The sequence below is a fragment of the Ruegeria sp. HKCCSA071 genome (assembly GCF_017872555.1).
GTDB lineage: Bacteria > Pseudomonadota > Alphaproteobacteria > Rhodobacterales > Rhodobacteraceae > Ruegeria.
The window spans coordinates 228,286-247,540 of sequence record NZ_JAEDOX010000001.1 but is presented as its reverse complement, the minus strand read 5'-3'; the positions used below and the strand labels follow the sequence as shown (position 1 = coordinate 247,540).

Genomic DNA, 19,255 nt, shown 5'->3' with positions numbered 1-19,255 from the left:
GTTATGACATCGCCGGTCTCTTGTTTGGCCAGTCAATTTCGGCGTGATAAGCCGCTCCGACCGACAGTAATTTGTGATCCGACCCTCTTGGTCCAAACAATTGAAAGCCCATGGGCAGACCCTGCACACCAAATCCCGCGGGTGCGGCCAGACAAGGCAAGCCGATCAGGCTGACCGGTACCGTGACATGCATCCAGCGATGATATGTATCCATTGCGCGGTCCGCGATCCGGGTGGGGTATGGCGTTTCGATCCCAAACGGCCAAACCTGTGCGGATGGCAGGACAAGGGCATCAAACTGCTCGAACAGTTCAGCCGCGCGCCGGAACCATTCTGACCGGATTACGCTGGCGTGATGCACATCCATGGCACTCATCGTCAGACCCCGGTCCAGCTCCCACTGGGCTGTGTCTTTCAGATGGTTCCGTCGTTCAGCCAAGGGTTCAAGCCCCGCAGCAACACTCCAGGATCGCAGGGTGATCCAACTGGTCCATAACCGTTCGGCATCAAAAGGCGGGGCGACATGTTCAACGCGCGCGCCCTGCGCTTCGAACACCTTCATCGCATCTTGGCACAGCTCAAGAATTCCGGCTTCAATAGGAAAGGCCTCGCCCCAATCGCCCAGCCAGCCAATGCGCAACCCGTTCAGATCTGCTGCGACCACCGGGGAAACCCGTGCGTATTCTCCGACCAATGGCAGGCGCGGATCGGGCCCCGAGATCACATCGAGCAGGATACCCAAATCTTCGGGACTGCGCGCCATCGGCCCCAGCGTGGACAGTTGATGCAGGAAACTGTCACCCACAGGATCAGACGGCACCCTGCCCCAGCTTGGGCGAAAGCCGTAGACGTTGTTCCAGGCTGCCGGGTTGCGCAGGCTGCCCATCATGTCAGACCCGTCGGCCAATGCCACCATACCCGTTGCCAAAGCCACTGCCGCACCACCGGATGAGCCGCCGCAGGTGAAACTGGCATCATACGGGTTGCGCGTTGCACCATAGACCGGGTTGAACGTGTGCGAGCCCAGCCCGAATTCCGGTGTGTTGGTCTTGCCGATCAGGATGGCGCCCGCGGCCCTCATCCTTACGGCAATCAGATCATCCCTGTCAGGAACGACATCCCTGAAAACAGGCGATCCGTGCGACGAGACAATACCTGCCACATTGACCAAATCCTTGACCGCAATTGGCAAGCCGTGCAGCGTGCCAGTGACGGGGCCGCTGTCGCGGGCCTGTGCTTCGGCCATCAGTTCACTCTTGTCCAGCAGCGCCACGATGGCGTTCACGTCACCGTTGACCTTGGCAATACGATCCAGCGTGGCCTGCATGACTTCCGTGGCCGAAACCTGCCGGGTAGCCAGTTGGTTCAGAAGCTCTGTGGCAGATATCCGGGTCAGGTCCATAACACGCCAGTCTGTTGTTGGTCTTCGACAGCCTAGCGAGCGGTTCACCTCATTTAAACCCACTGTTTAGATGTATCTTTTCTTGTCTTACTAACAACAGCATCACAGTGCTTTGCGGTGCAATGGCAGGTTGCTGTCCCGGCCCAGCCAATACCGTAGGCAAACGGCAATGGCCGCGCTACTCAACACCAGCCAGACCCCACCCCACAGCATCGCGGTGCCGCCGAATTCCTCGGCCAGTAGGAACGCGTCCGAGTGCGCGCCGGACCGTCGGATGGTGTCATCAAAGATATCAAACGGGACATAGATCATGCTGGTCAGCCCGATGACGCGCAGCACCAGATCACTGACCTCGTGGCTCATGAACCACGCTGTCGCAATCATTGCGGCCCCGACGCCTGCGCAAAATAACAAGGCGAAAGCATCGCGTATGTACAGCAGTGCGATCAGACACATGATTGCGCCGAAAACAGCCAAAACAGCCCGGTCAACATTTGTCCGTAAGGCGATGATCAAAAGCGCCATGCCAAACACGAGCGAGCCGAGATAGCCGGCGGACAGGCTGAGAAACCTGCTGCCGCCCCGGCCGATCACCATCCCTCCTTGCTGGGGTGAGATCGTGAAACTCTCGACCGAACCGCCAGTCAGTAGGATTGTCACGGCATGAGACAGCTCATGCAGAAAGACGACCAGAATTTTCAGCGGAACTACAACCGGCGTGTTCCAGAGCGCAAAGACCAGACCGGTGATCAGGATTAGCTGCCAGTGCCCTTTCAGCAGGTCCAGAAAGGAACGCTGGCGTGTCACCTTAGCTGTCGCCCTGCGCCTCGGATCGACTTTTGCCTGACACGTTCAGGGCCAAGGTTGCCGCCATGAATCCGTCCAGGTCCCCGTCCAGAACACCTTTGGTATCCGAGGTTTCGTGATTGGTTCGCAGGTCCTTGACCATCTGATAGGGCTGCAACACGTAAGACCGGATTTGGTTGCCCCAGCCCGCATCGCCCTTAGCCTCGTGCGCCGCGTTGATATCCGCGTTGCGGCGATCCAGTTCCTGCTGGTACAGGCGCGATTTCAGGGCTTTCATGGCAATATCGCGGTTCTGGTGCTGCGACTTTTCCGAACTGGTCACAACAATCCCGGTCGGGATGTGCGTGATCCGAACGGCCGAGTCGGTGGTGTTCACGTGCTGGCCACCAGCCCCCGAAGACCGGTAGGTGTCGATGCGGATATCGGCCGGGTTCACCTCGATCTCGATATTGTCGTCGACCACCGGATAGACCCAGACCGAGCTGAAAGACGTATGGCGTTTTGCCGCCGAGTCATAGGGCGAGATCCGCACCAACCGGTGTACGCCGCTTTCCGATTTTAGCCAGCCATAGGCGTTGTGGCCGGAAATCTTGTAGGCTGCGGATTTGATCCCCGCTTCTTCGCCCGGTGTCTCGGATTGCAGCTCGACCGTGTAACCCTTTTTCTCGGCCCAGCGCACATACATGCGCGCCAGCATCGACGCCCAGTCGCAGCTTTCGGTTCCCCCCGCGCCCGAGTTGATTTCGAGGAAGGTATCATTGCTGTCAGCCTCGCCGTCCAGCAGCGCCTCAAGCTCTTTTTTTGCAGCCTTGGTTTTCAGCGTCTTGATCGCGGCTTCGGCATCCTGAACGACTTCCTGGTCTTCCTCCATCTCGCCCAACTCAATCAGTTCGATATTGTCGCTGAGGTCGGTCTTGATGGATTCATACGTTTCGATTGCATCGACCAGCAACTGCCGCTCGCGCATCAGTTTCTGCGCATTTTCAGGGTTATCCCAAAGGTTGGGGTCTTCGACACGCGCGTTGAATTCTTCAAGGCGATGCGGCGCGGTTTCATAGTCCATACGCTGCGCCAGCAGCTCCAGTGACTTTTTGATATCCGCCACGATGTTCTGGGTTTCGGCGCGCATGGTCTTGTCCCAACTTGCTCAATCAGGCCTGCGTGATAGCAAGAGGTGCGAGACACCACAAGACAGGCTGGACGCTGAAACAGCTATCGTGCTTTCAATCAGAAAGATGCGCAATCGCCCGAATTTCCACCAGCGCCCCTTCCCGTCGCAATCCCGCAACTTCAACTGCGGTCCAGGCCGGGTAAGGCGCGGTCAGAACCTCAAGGCGCACGCGGTCAAACACGTCGAAATGATCTCGCATTTCAACATGGTAGGTCGTCATCTCGACCACCGCATCCAATCCAAGGTCGGCTTCCTTCAAGACCTCTGCAATCTTTGCAAAGGCGTTTCGGAATTGTTGTTCCGGATCGCTTGGCATCGAGCCGTCCGCCGCGCTTCCGGTCATGCCGGTGAGAAACACGTGCTGGCCCGAGAGGACGCCCGGAGAAATGCGCAACTGTCCGGGTGCCCCCAACAAAGAATGCGGAATCAGCGGGGTTTTAGCCAATTGGAACGCGCCTTGTCAGTAAAGCCCGCCGGTGCTCAGGTCCCCTTGGGAAGCTTTCGGACCAACGGTCACGGTCTGGCCCGTCGACGTCTGAACCTGTACGCCCGCGCGCTGGACTTCTTCAAACAATGGCAGGTCCGATCCGATGGCAAAACCACCATCATAGACACGGTCGATAAAACCATCGACGCCGTCGCGGAAGAATTCGGCCACGACATAGTCACCGGTGGCATCATCGGGCAGACGGGCCCCGCTGAAGCGGTCGATCTTGATGAAATGACCACCTTCCGGCACTTCGAACGGACCGCCGCCGTATTTTTCGACCGCTTTTTCCATGAAGCTCTGGAACACAGGGCCACACAGCGTGCCACCATAGGCCCCACGTCCCATCGGACGCGGTCGGTCATAACCGATGTAGCAACCGGCCACGATGTTCGACGTAAAGCCGATGAACCACGCATCCTTGGAGTCGTTGGTGGTTCCGGTTTTGCCCGCTGTTGGCACGGGTAGATTCACAACGCTGGATGCCGTCCCGCGATCGACCACACCCTTCATCATCGATGTCAGTTGATAGGCGGTGATCGCATCCATGACCTGCGCGCGATCCGTGACAAGGGTGGGCGATTCATCTGGTTCCAGCCAGGTCGAGTTACAGTCCAGACACTGACGGTCATCGTGGCGATAGATGGTTTTTCCGAACCGGTCCTGAATGCGGTCGACCAGAGTGGGTTCCACACGCTGGCCGCCATTGGCGAACATCGCGTAGGCCGCGACCATCTTGTAAAGTGTAGTTTCCTCGGCCCCCAGCGAGTTGGCCAAAAACGCGCCCATCCTGTCATAGACACCGAACCGTTCCGCATAGCCCGCAACGACAGGCATTGTAACTTCCTGCGCCAGACGGATGGTCATCAGGTTCCGCGACTGTTCTATCCCTGTGCGCAAAGGAGTTGGACCGTAGAATTTGTTGGAAGAGTTCTTGGGGCGCCACAGCCCCTGCGGCGTGTTCACTTCGATCGGCGCATCGACGACGATGGTCGCGGGGCTGTATCCGCTGTCCAGCGCAGCAGCATAGACAAACGGCTTGAAGGACGATCCCGGCTGGCGCTGTGCCTGTGTGGCCCGGTTGAACACGGTGTCCTGATACGAGAACCCGCCCTGCATCGCCAGAACGCGACCCGAGTTCACATCCATCGCGACAAAGGCACCCTGCACCTCTGGCACCTGGCGGGCTGACCATTGCCCATCTTCACCCGCAACAACAAGAATGACATCGCCGCGCTTGAAGTTGGCCGCAAAATCACCCTGCATCCATTTGATGTCCGCGCGCGGGATTATCCCATCGGCAGGACCTTCTTCGACACCAACTGTCAGTTGCTGGTCGGTCATGCCCAGGACCACGGCGGGATACCACCGGGTTGGCAGAATGACGTCGCGCGGAACTTCCACGGCCGCCAGCGCCTCGCGCCATTGCGCCTCATCCGCTAGTTTTTCTTCCGGGATCACGTCACCTGTTCCGCGCCATTTGCCACGGGAGCGGTCATATTTCTCGAGCGCCTCGCGCAAGGCACGTGCGGCCTCAACCTGCATTTCCTCATCCACCGATGCCCGCACGGTGAAGCCGCCCGTAAAGAACTCGCCCTCACCAAAATCTTCGCTCAGCTGGCGACGGATTTCGTCGGTGAAATAGTCTCGGGGCGGCAGGGCTGTACGGAAACTTTCAAAATCTCCGTTCTGGACTGAGCGCAGTGGCAATTCGACCTCGGCCTCAAAAGTCGCCTGATCGATGTAACCGTTCTGCTGCATCTCGCGTAACACGTAATTGCGCCGGGCCAGAAGGCGCTCTTTTTGCCAAACGGGGTGGTAATCTGACGGCGCTTTGGGCATGGCAGCCAGCATGGCGGCCTCATGCGGGGCAAGTTCCTGCAGGGTCTTGTTGAAATAGGTCTGCGCGGCGGCAGTCACACCGTAAGAGTTCTGGCCCAGAAAGATCTCGTTCATATAAAGTTCGAGGATCTGTTCCTTGTCCAATGTATCCTCAAGCCGGGTCGCAAGAATGATTTCCTTGATCTTACGCTCGGCCCGGCGGTCACCGGACAGCAGAAAGTTCTTCATGACCTGCTGCGTGATGGTCGACGCACCGCGTACGGTTTCGCCCTTGGTCCGCACCGCCTCGACCCCGGCGGCAATGATGCCACGCGGGTCATAGCCCTGATGGTTGTAGAAATTCTTGTCTTCCGCCGAAATAAACGCCTGCTTCACCAGATCCGGGATTTCCTCGGACGGGGTGAACAGGCGGCGTTCCTGCGCGAATTCATCGATCAGCTTGCCTTCACCCGAATAGATCCGGCTGATTGTGGGTGGCTTGTACTGTGCCAGCGACTCGTGGCTGGGCAGATCGCGCCCATACATCCAGAACACCGCACCGATCACCAGCGCGGCCATGAAAATACCCAATGTCACGAGGCTGAAAATCGCCCCGAAAATCGAAAGAATGAACCGGATCACGTTACTGCCTTTTTCTCGCGGTGCCGCCTATATAGTGATGCGCCGCCCAAGGGTCAAAACACCGAGCGTATTCTAGCCGTTTCGCGCCGCAAGGTCACTGGCCAATAAGGGATTTGCGGATCACATCCTGCTGGTGCCAATCTTCAAGCCCCCGATGAATTCCCAGCGCCATTCTTGCCCGCCAATCAGGATCTTTGAGGTTCTTGAGGTCTCTGGGGCTGGACAGAAACCCAAGCTCGACCAGAACCGACGGGATGTCCGCCGCCTTGAGTACTGAAAAAGATGCGGTACGCAGGGGTTTGCCGTTCATCGGCCCGCCTTGTTGTGCCAGACCGTTTGCAATGGCTTTGGCCAGCGCGCTTGTGCGTGGCATCGTTTCCTGACGGGCCATGTCCAGAAGGACATCCGTGACCTGATCATCTGCCCCGTTCAGATCGATACCGGAAATCAAATCCCCGCGGTCGTGCCGTTCTGCCAGCTTCGCACTGGCCACATCCGAGGCATCGTTGGACAGGGTATATACCACCGCGCCATGCGCCCGCCCTTCGGACAGGGAATCAGCGTGTAGCGAGATGAACAGGTCCGCACCGGCCCGGTGCGCCAGCGCAATTCGGCGCTCCAGCGAGACGAACTGATCGTCGACCCGTGTCAGAACCACCTCGTACCCGCCTGATCTTAGTAGGATTTCGCGCAACTCACGCGCGAAAGTCAGCATAAGGGTTTTTTCATCAATCGCGTCAGTCTCGGCCCCCGGATCGATGCCTCCGTGGCCCGGATCCAGCATGACACGCAAGGGTCGGTCGGCACTGCGCACCGCGGCTTGCGGCACATCCGCTGGTTCCGGCAAGTCCCAGCCCGGGTTTCGCGGCGCACCTGCCGAGGCGTTGAAGGCATCGAAATCCGTCCCCTTGAGGTCGAGCGACAGCAATGCGGCCCCCGAATCCTCTGCCACCAACATTTCTGCTTTCGTCACTGCCATCGGCGCACCCAGTTCCAGCACCAGACGTGACCAACCCGGAACATATGCGCCGAACTGCACGCCGCTGATGCGATCGGATTGCAGGAAATCTTCGCTGGTCAGCCCGGCCCAATCCACTTCGTTGAAGTCCAGAACCATACGGTAGGGATCCTGCAAGGTGAAAATCCTGTAGGGAACGCCCTGACTGAGGGCGATGTCCACCCGAACACCGGTACGCCCGACATCCGTAATACGGCTCTGCTCAGGCTGGACACGCGCCAACGCGCTGAAATCCTGCGCAATGGCACCACCAGCCAACGCCCAGAACAGCGCAATGCTTAAGAAGATCCTGCTCATGGCCTCAAGTTTTCCCGAGATCGTTTGTCGGGCACCCTATACCACAAGGGGCGGTTTGTGAACGGCTCAGGCCCGTTCCCTGACAGCGCCGCGCCGGGTCATAAACAGGCGCAAACGCTCAAGCCCTTCCTGAATGTCATCCGTCGCGCGCGCATAGGAAAACCGCAATGTGGTATGGCCGCGCTGCGGGTCGAAATCCAGCCCAGGTGTCACGGCTACACCGGCCCGTTCCAGAATCTCGGCCGCAAATGCGCGGCTGTCATCGGTCAGATCAGACACATCTGCATAGACATAAAACGCCCCGTCGGGCGGCGCGATGTTCGAAAACCCGGCCTTGGGCAGCCCGTCCAGCATCAGCGCGCGATTGCGGCGGTACACGTCCAGATTGGCTTGCAATTCGTCGTCGCAGTCCATGGCAGCCAGCGCCGCGACCTGACTGGCGTGGGGGGCGCAGATGAACATGTTCTGAGCGATCCGTTCGACCACGCGCACCTGATCCTCGGGCACCACCATCCAGCCTACGCGCCATCCGGTCATCGAAAAGTATTTCGAGAATGAGTTGATCACATAGCATTCATCTGTCAGTTCCAGCGCCGTCACGGCCTTGGCTTCGTATTCCAGCCCGTGGTAAATCTCATCACTGATGAACGACGCGCCCTGCCCATGAGCCGCCTCGATCAAGGCACCCATGGCGGCGCGATCCAACATCGTACCGGTCGGGTTTGCGGGTGAAGCCACCATCAGCCCTTTCAGGTCCATCCCCTGAATATCCGCTGCGACGGGCTGCAACCTGTTTTCCGGCGCGGTCGGCAGGTCGACCGGGACCAGACCCAGCGCCTTCAGGATCTGGCGATAGGACGGATAGCCGGGCGCCCCGATACCGACACGGTCGCCACTGTCGAACAAAGCGGTAAAGGTCAGCAGGAATCCGCCGGACGAGCCAGGAGTGATCACCACCCGCTCGGGGTTCAGGTCGACATTGTACCAATCGCCGTAAAGCCGGGCGATCCGCTGCCTCAGGGCGGGCAGACCCAGGGCAACCGTATAGCCCAGCGGGCCTTGCTCCATCGCCGCGGCCAAAGCTTCGGTCGCACCCTTTGGCGCGCCGGTTCCGGGCTGGCCGACTTCCATGTGGATCACGTGGCGACCTGCCTCTTCGGCCTTGCGTGCCGCCTCCATCACATCCATCACGATGAAGGGATCGACCCCGGACCGGGTTGAGTTTCTCATGCCCATCTCCCATGTTGCAGTCATGGCTTTTGAGCGCGTATCCCGGTTGGCGTCAATCCCGGCCTTGATGGTTGCCGTTGTCGTCTGGCTGGCGGCAGCGGTGCAATCGCACGCGCAAAGCCTGATCCGCGACCCTGATATCGAACATGGCCTGCGTGAACTGGCGTTTCCGGTGTTGCGGGCTGCGGGGCTGAACACGAACCGGGTTCAGATTCTGGTCGTAAACGACAACACGTTCAATGCATTCGTCATCGACTACAACGCGATTTATGTGAACTACGGGCTGATTCTGACCGTCGAAAGCCCCGAAATGTTGCAGGCTGTCATCGCCCACGAGGCCGCACATATCTCGAATGGTCATCTGGCACGACGGGCTGAGAACCTGAAAGCGGCGCAGCGCAACGCCAGCCTCGGCACGGCTTTGGCCCTGCTGGCAGCTGCGGCGGGTGGGGGCGAGGCCGCCATCGGGATCGCTGCTGGCACCCAAGGCGCAGCAATTCGCGGTTTTCTGGGTCACACCCGCGCGGAAGAGGCATCCGCCGACCGCAGTGCCGCAAGTTACCTGCGATGGGCCGAAATCTCACCCAGCGGGATGGTGGAACTGCACCGGAAGTTCGCCGGTCAGGAACTGCTGAGTGTCGCCAATCAGGACCCCTATATGCGCTCACACCCAACAAGCCGTGATCGTCTGCGCGCTGCCGAGGCGTTCCTGGACGAGTTTGGCGACCGCGCCGTTCCAAACCCCAATTCGGATTACTGGTTTGCGCGGGTTAAAGGCAAGCTGTCGGCCTTTCTGCGGTCGCCCAGTTGGACCTTGCGGCGTGCCGGTGAAGAACCCTATCGCGACATCCGCCTGATGCGAGAGGCTTCGGCCTATCATCAGAACCGTGATCTGTCCCGCGCCCGTGCCGCGATAGACGCGGCACTTGCCGAACGCCCTGATGACCCATTCTATTACGACCTGAAAGGGCAAATCCTGTTGGAAAACAGAAAGGTAAGCGAGGCTGTTAACGCCTACGCAAACGCTGTTAAAATGGCCCCGAACAATGCGTTGATCCTTGCGGGCTATGGGCGCGCCCTGCTGGCGCAAGGGGAAACAAAACAGGCATTGAATGCATTGGAACAGGCGCGTGCGCGCGACTTTCGTAATGCACGCCTGATGCAAGACCTGGGTGTGGCTTATGCACAGGTCGGAAATAACGGTATGGCTTCGACCGTGACGGCAGAGCGTTATGCGCTGCAAGGTCGGATGGAGGATGCCGGAATTCACGCGAAACGGGCCGTGGCGCAATTGCCCGAAGGCTCTCCGGGTTGGCAAAGGGCACAAGACGTGCTGATTGCCTCAGAACGACTCAAGAAAGACAAAAGGAAACGGAAATGATCCTCAGACATGCTGCACCTGCCCTTCTGGGGCTTTCCATGGCGGCGACCTCGGCACAGGCGCTGGACCTGAACGCGATGAATGATGCCGAAAAGGCAGAGTTTGGCGCTCAGGTACGCGAATACCTGCTGGAAAACCCCGAAGTCATTATCGAGGCAATCAATATCCTCGAACAGCGAAACGCAGTGGCCGAAGCGGCCGCAGACAAGGAACTGGTCGCCGCCAACGCGGAAGAACTGTTCGACGATGGCTATAGCTGGGTTGGCGGCAACCCGGATGGCGATATCACACTGGTCGAGTTTATGGACTACCGCTGCGGCTATTGCCGCCGTGCGGTGCCCGAAGTGGCAAACCTGCTGGCCAGCGACGGCAATATCCGCTTTGTGATCAAAGAGCTGCCAATTCTGGGCGACGCATCTGTTTTGTCCTCGCGCTTTGCGGTGGCAACCAAGCAAGTGGCAGGCAATGACGCCTATAAACAGGTTCACGATGCGCTGATGGAATTCAGCGGCGAACCCTCAGAAGTTACTCTTCGCCGCATCTCTGACGGGCTGGGTCTGGACAGTGACGCGATCATCGCCGCGATGGACAGCGACAGCGTCACGGATGAGATCAGCCGCACCCGTGCTCTGGCGCAACGGATGCAGATTTCGGGCACGCCCTCATTCGTGTTGGGAACCGAGTTGCTGCGCGGCTATCTGCCCGCCGATCAGATGCAGCAGATTGCAGATGGCGTTCGCGCAGAACAGGGTTGATAGGTATTGGGGGCGGCACAGCTGCCCCCAGACAAAAAGGCGGACTGATCGCTGACCTCAGCCGTCTACCGGTTCCACGGCCCTTTGATAGAGATGCCACGTGGTATGGCCAAGGATCGGCAAGGTAAAGATCAAGCCCATAAACGCCGGAACCATCGACAATAACATTGTGACCGAGATGATCGCTGCCCAGCCGAGCATGACCACAGGGCTTTCCGAGACGACGCGTAAAGACGTCAACATGGCTGAAACGAAATTTGTTTCCCGGTCCAGAAGCATGGGCATGGCGACGACAGTGACCGAAAACAGGACAGCCGACAGGAACGCCCCGACACAGGTGCCGATTGCAAGGAAAGTCCAACCCTGCGGAGTGAACAAGATGATGTTCAAGAATCCGTCAAAATCCGAAAAGGATGAATTCTGCAGGATGATCGCAAGCCAAAGCCGGACCTGATAAACCCAAACCCAGAAAATGAACAGCGTGACAAAGGCCATCCAGCCCATTTCGCGCTTGCGTTGATCGGCCATGACAGTGAGGATTTCATACCAGCCAAAACTCTCGCCCTTCTTTAACCGCCGGGACATCTCATAAAGTCCTGCAGCGGCGAAAGGCGCGACCAGAGGAAATCCGACAATCGCAGGAATGATCATCCAGATCTTGCCAAGCCAGACCAAGCTCCAGACCATCAGGATTCCGAAAGCTGCATAGAAAAGCCCGAAGAAACCGCTCATGAAGGGGCGCGCCAGAAAATCGGAAAACCCAGCTTTCAGTGACGCCTTTATTTCATCCGAAGTAACACGATTGACCTTGGGCATGGCCTGCTGGTGTGGCGTCAGGTTCTCGGGTGGCGTAGGGCCTGCGGTCTTGGATGTCATGACACACTCCTCCCAAAGCATGGGTCCGCGCTGGTCTGCTTACCGACGGAACCAGCGGCGAAACAGGCAAGTTCAGTCACGAAACAAGTTAGCAACAGCTCAGGCACTGGGGCAAGGGATGAGTAAGGTCGCTATGCCTGCGTTACCGACACAGCCGACCCCACACTACTCTGCCGCTTCCGCAGCCGCGTCCAATTCAGCCGCTTTCTTTTCGACCTGTTCCACGATGTGGTCGATCATCTGATCGTTGGACATCTTGTGGCTGGCCTTGCCCGCCAGATAAACCATCCCGGATCCTGCCCCGCCACCGGTAAACCCGACATCGGTCATCAGCGCCTCGCCCGGTCCGTTGACCACGCAACCGATGATCGACAGGCTCATCGGTGTCTTGATGTGTTCCAGACGACGTTCCAGCGCCTCGACGGTCTTGATAACGTCAAACCCCTGTCGCGCGCAGGACGGGCATGAGATGATATTGACGCCCCGGTGGCGCAGACCAAGGGATTTGAGGATTTCAAAGCCGACCTTAACCTCTTCTACCGGATCGGCAGACAGGCTGACGCGGATCGTGTCACCGATCCCCATCCACAGCAGGTTGCCCAACCCGATGGCAGATTTGATGGTGCCGGACACCAGCCCGCCCGCCTCGGTGATACCCAGATGGATGGGCGCATCTGTGGCTTCGGCAATGCCCTGATACGCGGCCGCGGACAGGAATACGTCGCTGGCCTTCACACTAATCTTGAACTCGTGGAAGTCGTTGTCTTGCAGAATCCGGATATGTTCCAACCCACTTTCGACCATCGCCTCGGGGCACGGCTCGCCATATTTCTCAAGCAGGTGCTTTTCCAGACTGCCCGCATTCACGCCGATGCGGATCGAGCAATTGTGGTCGCGCGCGGCCTGAATGACTTCTTTCACCCGGCGCTCATCGCCGATGTTGCCGGGATTGATGCGCAGACAGGCAGCGCCTGCCTCGGCCGCTTCGATACCGCGGCGATAGTGAAAATGGATGTCCGCAACGATGGGCACCGGGCTTTCGCGCACGATCTCTTTCAATGCCTTAGCCGACGCCTCATCGGGGACTGAAACGCGCACGATATCCGCGCCAGCCTCCGCCGCGGCCTGAACCTGCGCCACCGTTGCCGCCACATCGGTGGTCAGGGTGTTGGTCATGGTCTGAACAGCGATCGGGGCATCGCCCCCAACAGGGACGTTGCCGACCATGATTTGACGGGATTTACGACGATAAATGTCGCGCCAGGGGCGCACGTGATTAAGGGACATAAGGACGGATCCGCGTCTGCATGAGTTGCGACTGTAGATAGTCCGGCACAGGGGTTACCGCAATGGCAAGATCAATCGGCGGGCGCTTCTGTCGCCTCGGTTTGCAGCTCAGCCACCAGCTGCTTGAGTGCGCTGTTCTGTTCCGCCTCAAGATCGGCAACGGCATAAACTTCAGACACCGCGTCTTTCGAAAGGATCACCCCTTTGGCAACCGTGCCGGGCGCCCCTGCCGGGCCATAGTGCTCGCCGTTCATCGAGAAATAAACCGATCCCGAGGCCCCTGCCCGCAACAGCGGCGGTTCTTCTGTCAAAGGAACCTCAAAGACACTGCCTTGCTCGACCGTTCCAAGGGTGCCTTCGAAAATGACACTGCCATCTGCCGCCGTTACCCGCATCCAAGCCGGATCGACAGCTACGATTTTCAGCGTGGTATCAACCTGTTCCACGACCTGCGGCAAGGCTGGTCGTTCAACCGTGTGCACTTCGGCAACTTCGAACTGCGGCAGGCTTGGTGGGCGGAAGGTTCCGACATCGCGTGGATCAAGGGTCGAGATCGGCGCATCGCGGGCAACCAGAACCGGCACATCCAAGGCCTGCGGACGATAGAGACGGTCCAATGCCTCGGTGTTCGCCACTGCCACCTCGTCCTCGCCAGTGCCACCGCGCACGGCATCAAGTGGATCAAGGTCGGAAAGCACCACAGGCGCTTGTTCAACCGGGCTGACCTGCACCTGCTGGATCTTGTTCAGAACGGCCCACCCGCCATAGCCGATGCCACCAATAACCGCCAACAGCACCAGCGACGAGCCGATGGCGCGCGGTTCAATCTGACTGACCAGAGATTCCTTGCCCGGAATATACGGCGTATTGGGCGAGATGAAGGGATCGCGCCCCATTGGCCCGCGCGCCGGAAGCGCGCCGGTCGGCTTTCGCACCACCGAGGCTTCGGCCGACATGCCATGCGCGACCGCAAAACCGCTTTCCGCGCAGAAAGTCGAGAATGTTTCATCCGGGTTCATCCCCAGATAACGCGCATAAGAACGCACATACCCGGCAATAAAGCCGGGCGTGTCAAAGGCATCAGGATCTGCGTTTTCGATGGCAGCAATGTAGTTGGCTTTGATCCTCAGCTCGCGCTGAACATCCAACAGGGATTTGCCCATGGTTGCGCGTTCGCCGCGCATCTTGTCACCAAGGCGTACTTCGTAGTCGTCAAACCCTTTTGGTCTGACATCTACGTCCTCATCAGATTCGCGCTGTGATCTGCGCCCAATCATTCCTGCTGCCCCATTCTGCCTGTCGCGCGTTTCGCGTTAGCGGCGAATCATCCCCAAAACGATTCGTCCGCCAATTTTGTTAGCGTAAGCTTAACACGCGGCAAATACGTTGCACACTTTGGCGTGAGGTTAACCGGCAAGTTCGGCGCGATTTAGCGCACAATGTGACCAAAGTTCGTCCATCGCCTGCACCAGACGGTTCATTTCGTCAGGCCCATGCACCGGTGAAGGGGTAAAGCGCAGACGCTCGGTTCCACGCGGAACGGTCGGGAAATTGATCGGTTGCACATAAATGCCGTAATCATCCAACAGCATATCGCTGAGCTTCTTGGTATGGACCGGGTTTCCGACGATCACGGGCACGATATGGCTTCCGTGGTCGATCAGCGGCAGTCCCATCCCCTTCAACCGCAGCTTGAGGATTTTTGCCTGCGTCTGATGCTGCTCGCGCAGTTCAGGTGCAGTTTTCAGGTAGGCAACAGATGCGGCAGCCCCGGCCGCAACCGCAGGTGGCAGGGACGTGGTAAAGATAAAGCCCGGTGCGTATGACCGCACGGCGTCGCACATCTTGGCGCTGGCCGCGATATAGCCGCCCATCACGCCATAGGCCTTTGCCAGCGTGCCATTGATGATATCGATCCGGTGGGCAAGGTTATCGCGCTCGGTCACACCGCCGCCGCGCGGGCCATACATGCCTACGGCGTGCACTTCGTCGATATAAGTCAGTGCGCCGAACTCATCTGCCAGATCACAGATCTCCTCGATCGGACCAAAATCGCCATCCATAGAGTAAACCGACTCGAATACGATCAGTTTGGGCGCGGCGGGGTCATCCGCCTCAAGCAGTTCGCGCAGATGCGCCACATCATTGTGCCGGAAGATGCGCTTAGCCCCGCCGTTCCGGCGCACACCTTCGATCATCGAGGCATGGTTCAGCGCGTCAGAATAGATGATCAGGCCCGGGAACAGTTTGGGCAGCGTGCTGATCGTTGCGTCATTGGCGATATAGGCACTGGTAAAAAGCAGCGCGGCTTCCTTGCCGTGCAGATCGGCCAGTTCAGCCTCAAGCCTTTTATGATAAACCGTGGTGCCCGAGATATTGCGCGTACCGCCCGAACCTGCACCGGCTGCATCAACAGCTTCGTGCATTGCATTCAGAACGACCGGGTTTTGCCCCATGCCCAGATAATCATTGCCGCACCATACGGTGATATTCTGCTGTGACCCGTCCGAACGCGTGCGCACCGCATGGGGGAAATGTCCATTGCGACGTTCGATATCGATAAAGGTCCGGTAACGTCCTTCGTCATGCAGCCTGGCGATCGCTGAATCAAGCTGAGCAGTATAGTCCAAAGGACCCTCCTTGAACGCCCGTTTCCGGTTTCCCATTGGGCGATATTTCCGTCACCTCCCACAGCTTACCCTGCTTCGGTGGCTTTGTGTTCCCTTATTCAGCTGGTTACAGCCGAAAAGGTGAACCCAACTTTGATTTGCATCAAATATAAGTTTGCACCCCATCCGACAAGTAAAGTTACGGCCATCGGACGCGTGGAAACGACGCAGGTCTCGCCCACTACCCAAAGATTACACTGCCGGGCCGCAATCCGTGTCAACACCTCTGGACGGCGCCGGCAACGCTGCTAGGGTTCGCAGGAACAACAAAACAGGCAGGAGCCTCCCATGTCGCTAGACGCCGTGCTGAACCGGATTGACGAAGATTTGCAAACCTCGATCGACCGCCTGATGGAACTGCTGCGTATCCCGTCGATCTCGACCGACCCCGCATACAAGGTCGAGGTCAGCCGCGCCGCAGACTGGCTGGTTGCCGATCTGAACAGTATTGGGATTGCGGCTGAGAAACGGGAAACACCGGGCCACCCAATGGTTGTCGGTCACGTGGGTGAGGACGCGACTGCGCCGCATTTCCTGTTTTACGGCCACTACGATGTGCAGCCGGTCGATCCGCTGAATCTGTGGAACCGGGATCCGTTCGATCCCGCCATTGAGGACACCGAAACCGGTCCGGTCATCCGCGGACGCGGAGCATCAGACGACAAGGGTCAGCTGATGACTTTTATCGAAGCCTGCCGCGCCTGGAAGGCCGTGCACGGATCCTTGCCCTGCCGCATCACTTTCTTTTTCGAGGGCGAAGAAGAATCAGGCTCGCCCTCACTGGTTCCTTTCCTCAAGGAAAATGCCGCCGAACTCAAAGCGGATCTGGCGCTGGTCTGCGATACATCCATGGTATCACGCGGCGTTCCGTCGATTGCGGCGCAGTTGAGGGGCATGCTGAAGGACGAGTTTACCATTGTGGGGCCGCGCATCGACCTGCATTCCGGCCACTATGGCGGCCCGGGCCTGAATCCGCTGCGCGAACTGTCGAAAATCGTGACCTCTTTTTATGACGACGAAACCGGACGGGTCGCGGTCGACGGATTCTACGAAGGTGTGCATGAAGTACCCGAAGACCAGTTGCGCCAATGGCAGAATTGCGGCTTCGACGAAGCGGATTATCTGAATTCGGTCGGCTACACCCAGCCGCATGGCGAAAAGGGGTACTCCACCTTGGAGCAACAATGGGCACGACCAACGCTCGAAGTGAACGGGCTGTGGGGCGGTTATAACGGTGCGGGCTCCAAAACCGTTATTCCGTCCGAGGCCCATTGCAAAATCACCTGCCGCCTTGTTGGTGACATGGACCCGGACGCGCTGCGCGCCAAAATCCGCAAACATGTCGAGGATCGGCTGTCCCCGGACGCCAAAGTGGTCTGGGACAACGACATGGAAGGCTCTCCCGCGTCGGTCATGAATATCACCCGACCCGAATTCGAAGCCGCGCGCGGCGCGCTGTCGGATGAGTGGGACCGCGAGGCAGTGTTCACCGGCATGGGGGGATCAATCCCTGTTGTCGGCTATTTCAACACCGTTCTGGGGCTCGACTCGATGCTGGTTGGCTATGCAAACGAAGATGATGCCATCCATTCGCCGAACGAGAAATATGACGTGAAAAGCTTCCACAAGGGCATCCGGTCATGGGCGCGCATTCTGGATGCTTTGAACACATAGTTTTTTTTGCGAGGCTCTGCCTCGCGCTCCGGGATATTTGCAGCCAGATGAATAATGGATCCCTGCTTCATCTGGCCCAAAATATCCCGGGGGAGGCGCGCGGCACGCGCGGCGGGGGCAGAGCCCCCCACCCGGCCGGGGCAAATACGCCGGTCTTACATATGGATCACGCGGCCATAGGCATCCAGCACACTTTCGTGCATCATCTCTGACAGTGTCGGGTGCGGGAAGACAGTGTTCATCAGGTCTTCTTCCGTTGTCTCCAATTGACGACCGACCACGTAACCCTGAATCAATTCGGTAACTTCGGCGCCGATCATGTGGGCGCCCAGCAACTCGCCTGTTTTGGCATCGAACACGGTTTTGATCAGCCCGTCAGGCTCACCCAAAGCGATGGCCTTGCCATTGCCGATAAAGGGGAAACGGCCGACTTTGATGTCGTAACCCAGCTCTTTGGCTTTTGCTTCGGTATATCCAACCGAGGCAACCTGAGGCTGGCAATAGGTGCATCCTGCGATGCTTTCGGGTTTGACCGGGTGCGCATGTTGACCCGCGATGAGGTCCGCGACCATGACACCCTCGTGGCTTGCTTTATGCGCAAGCCAGGGAGCCCCCGCAATATCACCGATCGCATAAAGGCCCTCAACACCGGTGCGGCAATACGCGTCCGTGACCACATGTGTCCGGTCGATCTTGACACCCAGAGCTTCCAGACCAAGGTTTTCGACATTGCCGACGATCCCAACGGCCGAGATCACTGTGTCGAACTCGTGTTTTTCAACCTTACCTTTAATCTCGATATGCGCGGTCACCTTGCCCTTGCCACGGTCCAGCTGCTTGACCATGGCTTTTTCCATGATGGTCATGCCCTGTTTGGTGAACGCCTTCTTGGCCAATGCGCTGATCTCGGCATCTTCTACCGGTAACACCCTGTCCATCACCTCGACAACCGTGGTGTCTGCGCCCAGCGTATTGTAGAAGCTGGCAAACTCGATGCCGATTGCACCAGACCCGATGACGAGCAGTTTTTTCGGCATCCGCGGCGGTTGCAGCGCGTGCTTGTAGGTCCAGACCAGATCGCCGTCAGCTTCAAGGCCCGGCAGTTCCCGCGCCCGTGCTCCGGTTGCGAGAATGATGTTCTTGGCGGTCAGCTCCTCGGTGCCTTTGTCGGTCTTGACGCTGACCTTGCCCTTTGCTGGGATCGTGGCCTGCCCCATCACGACGGCAACCTTGTTCTTCTTCAACAGGTGGCCGATGCCACCTGACAGCTGTGCGGCCACGCCACGGGATCGTTTGACCACCGCATCCAGATCATATCCGATCTTTTCGGCTTTCAGACCGAAATCCTTGGCGCGCTCCATCAGATGAAACACTTCGGACGACCGCAACAGCGCCTTGGTGGGAATACAGCCCCAGTTCAGGCAGATCCCCCCCAAATGCTCGCGCTCGACAACCGCGGTTTTCAAGCCCAGCTGGGCTGCGCGGATTGCAGCGACATAGCCGCCGGGGCCAGCCCCGATTACGATCAGATCATAGGATTGTGCAGCCATGTGTTCCTCTCGGCGCAGGAGTTGAAAATTTAGTTTACCATTAAACTATTATTCGGAACGCATCAATATACCGATCCCGCGACAAATAGGACGCAGGGTAAGCGATGCCTAAACTTGCGGAATTCAGCCTATACCCCGGGCCATGCAATGGCTAGAAAAGAAACGCCGACACCGGTCGGACCTATTCT

15 protein-coding genes are annotated in these 19,255 nt (G+C 58.4%); 3 read left to right on the top strand and 12 right to left on the bottom strand.

All coding sequences use genetic code 11. From position 1 onward, the window contains the following. Position 1 precedes the first annotated feature (1 nt). The 7 genes from I9188_RS01215 to I9188_RS01185 form a co-directional block, all read right to left on the bottom strand. The gene (locus tag I9188_RS01215; protein WP_209503634.1) at positions 2-1,402 is read right to left on the bottom strand and encodes an amidase; all 1,401 of its coding nucleotides are present in this window, start codon (positions 1,400-1,402) and stop codon (positions 2-4) included. A 102-nt stretch (positions 1,403-1,504) separates the two neighbouring features. Continuing rightward, a complete protein-coding gene (locus tag I9188_RS01210; protein ID WP_348540310.1) occupies positions 1,505-2,209 on the bottom strand; it encodes a M50 family metallopeptidase in 705 nt (234 codons plus the stop codon). A 1-nt stretch (position 2,210) separates the two neighbouring features. Beyond that, on the bottom strand, positions 2,211-3,338 hold the full coding sequence (prfB, locus tag I9188_RS01205) for a peptide chain release factor 2 (RefSeq protein WP_209503633.1): 1,128 nt from the start codon (positions 3,336-3,338) through the stop codon (positions 2,211-2,213). Positions 3,339-3,432: 94 nt separating this feature from the next. Continuing rightward, positions 3,433-3,825, bottom strand: coding sequence for a RidA family protein (locus I9188_RS01200; RefSeq protein WP_245220397.1), 393 nt, complete (start codon positions 3,823-3,825; stop codon positions 3,433-3,435). Positions 3,826-3,840: 15 nt separating this feature from the next. Beyond that, complete coding sequence (locus I9188_RS01195) at positions 3,841-6,330, bottom strand: PBP1A family penicillin-binding protein (RefSeq protein ID WP_209503632.1); 2,490 nt, start codon at positions 6,328-6,330, stop codon at positions 3,841-3,843. Positions 6,331-6,424: 94 nt separating this feature from the next. Further along, complete coding sequence (locus I9188_RS01190) at positions 6,425-7,645, bottom strand: N-acetylmuramoyl-L-alanine amidase (protein WP_209503631.1); 1,221 nt, start codon at positions 7,643-7,645, stop codon at positions 6,425-6,427. 66 nt (positions 7,646-7,711) lie between these two features. Next, positions 7,712-8,875 (bottom strand): aminotransferase class I/II-fold pyridoxal phosphate-dependent enzyme, encoded by a 1,164-nt coding sequence (locus I9188_RS01185; protein ID WP_209503630.1) that lies wholly within the window; start codon positions 8,873-8,875, stop codon positions 7,712-7,714. Here I9188_RS01185 and I9188_RS01180 point away from each other — a divergent pair. Together I9188_RS01180 and I9188_RS01175 are read left to right on the top strand one after the other, a co-directional pair. Further along, on the top strand, positions 8,874-10,256 hold the full coding sequence (locus I9188_RS01180; RefSeq protein ID WP_209503629.1) for a M48 family metalloprotease: 1,383 nt from the start codon (positions 8,874-8,876) through the stop codon (positions 10,254-10,256). The genes I9188_RS01185 and I9188_RS01180 overlap by 2 nt on opposite strands. Then, positions 10,253-11,011, top strand: a complete 759-nt coding sequence (locus I9188_RS01175; RefSeq protein ID WP_209503628.1) for a DsbA family protein — start codon at positions 10,253-10,255, stop codon at positions 11,009-11,011. The genes I9188_RS01180 and I9188_RS01175 overlap by 4 nt, the downstream gene beginning before the upstream one ends. Before the next feature lie 57 nt (positions 11,012-11,068). Here the strand turns inward: I9188_RS01175 and I9188_RS01170 are convergent, their stop codons facing one another. The 4 genes from I9188_RS01170 to hemA all read right to left on the bottom strand — a co-directional run bounded on the left by I9188_RS01170 (position 11,069) and on the right by hemA (position 15,804). Beyond that, positions 11,069-11,887, bottom strand: coding sequence for a DUF2189 domain-containing protein (locus I9188_RS01170; protein ID WP_209503627.1), 819 nt, complete (start codon positions 11,885-11,887; stop codon positions 11,069-11,071). Between the two features lie 165 nt (positions 11,888-12,052). Then, positions 12,053-13,174, bottom strand: a complete 1,122-nt coding sequence (gene ispG, locus I9188_RS01165; RefSeq protein WP_209503626.1) for a flavodoxin-dependent (E)-4-hydroxy-3-methylbut-2-enyl-diphosphate synthase — start codon at positions 13,172-13,174, stop codon at positions 12,053-12,055. A 71-nt stretch (positions 13,175-13,245) separates the two neighbouring features. Further along, entirely contained in the window at positions 13,246-14,451 is a 1,206-nt protein-coding gene (locus I9188_RS01160) for a helix-turn-helix domain-containing protein (protein WP_209503625.1), read from the bottom strand. 129 nt (positions 14,452-14,580) lie between these two features. Continuing rightward, positions 14,581-15,804, bottom strand: coding sequence for a 5-aminolevulinate synthase (hemA, locus tag I9188_RS01155; protein ID WP_209503624.1), 1,224 nt, complete (start codon positions 15,802-15,804; stop codon positions 14,581-14,583). A 327-nt stretch (positions 15,805-16,131) separates the two neighbouring features. On the opposite strand from hemA, the gene I9188_RS01150 reads away from it, so the two are divergent. Next, positions 16,132-17,517, top strand: a complete 1,386-nt coding sequence (locus I9188_RS01150) for a M20/M25/M40 family metallo-hydrolase (RefSeq protein WP_209503623.1) — start codon at positions 16,132-16,134, stop codon at positions 17,515-17,517. 155 nt (positions 17,518-17,672) lie between these two features. Here I9188_RS01150 and lpdA read toward each other — a convergent pair whose 3' ends face one another. Then, positions 17,673-19,067 carry a dihydrolipoyl dehydrogenase gene (gene lpdA, locus I9188_RS01145; RefSeq protein ID WP_209503622.1) on the bottom strand — a complete coding sequence of 465 codons (1,395 nt, stop codon included), beginning with the start codon at positions 19,065-19,067 and terminating at the stop codon, positions 17,673-17,675. Positions 19,068-19,255: the final 188 nt, after the last annotated feature.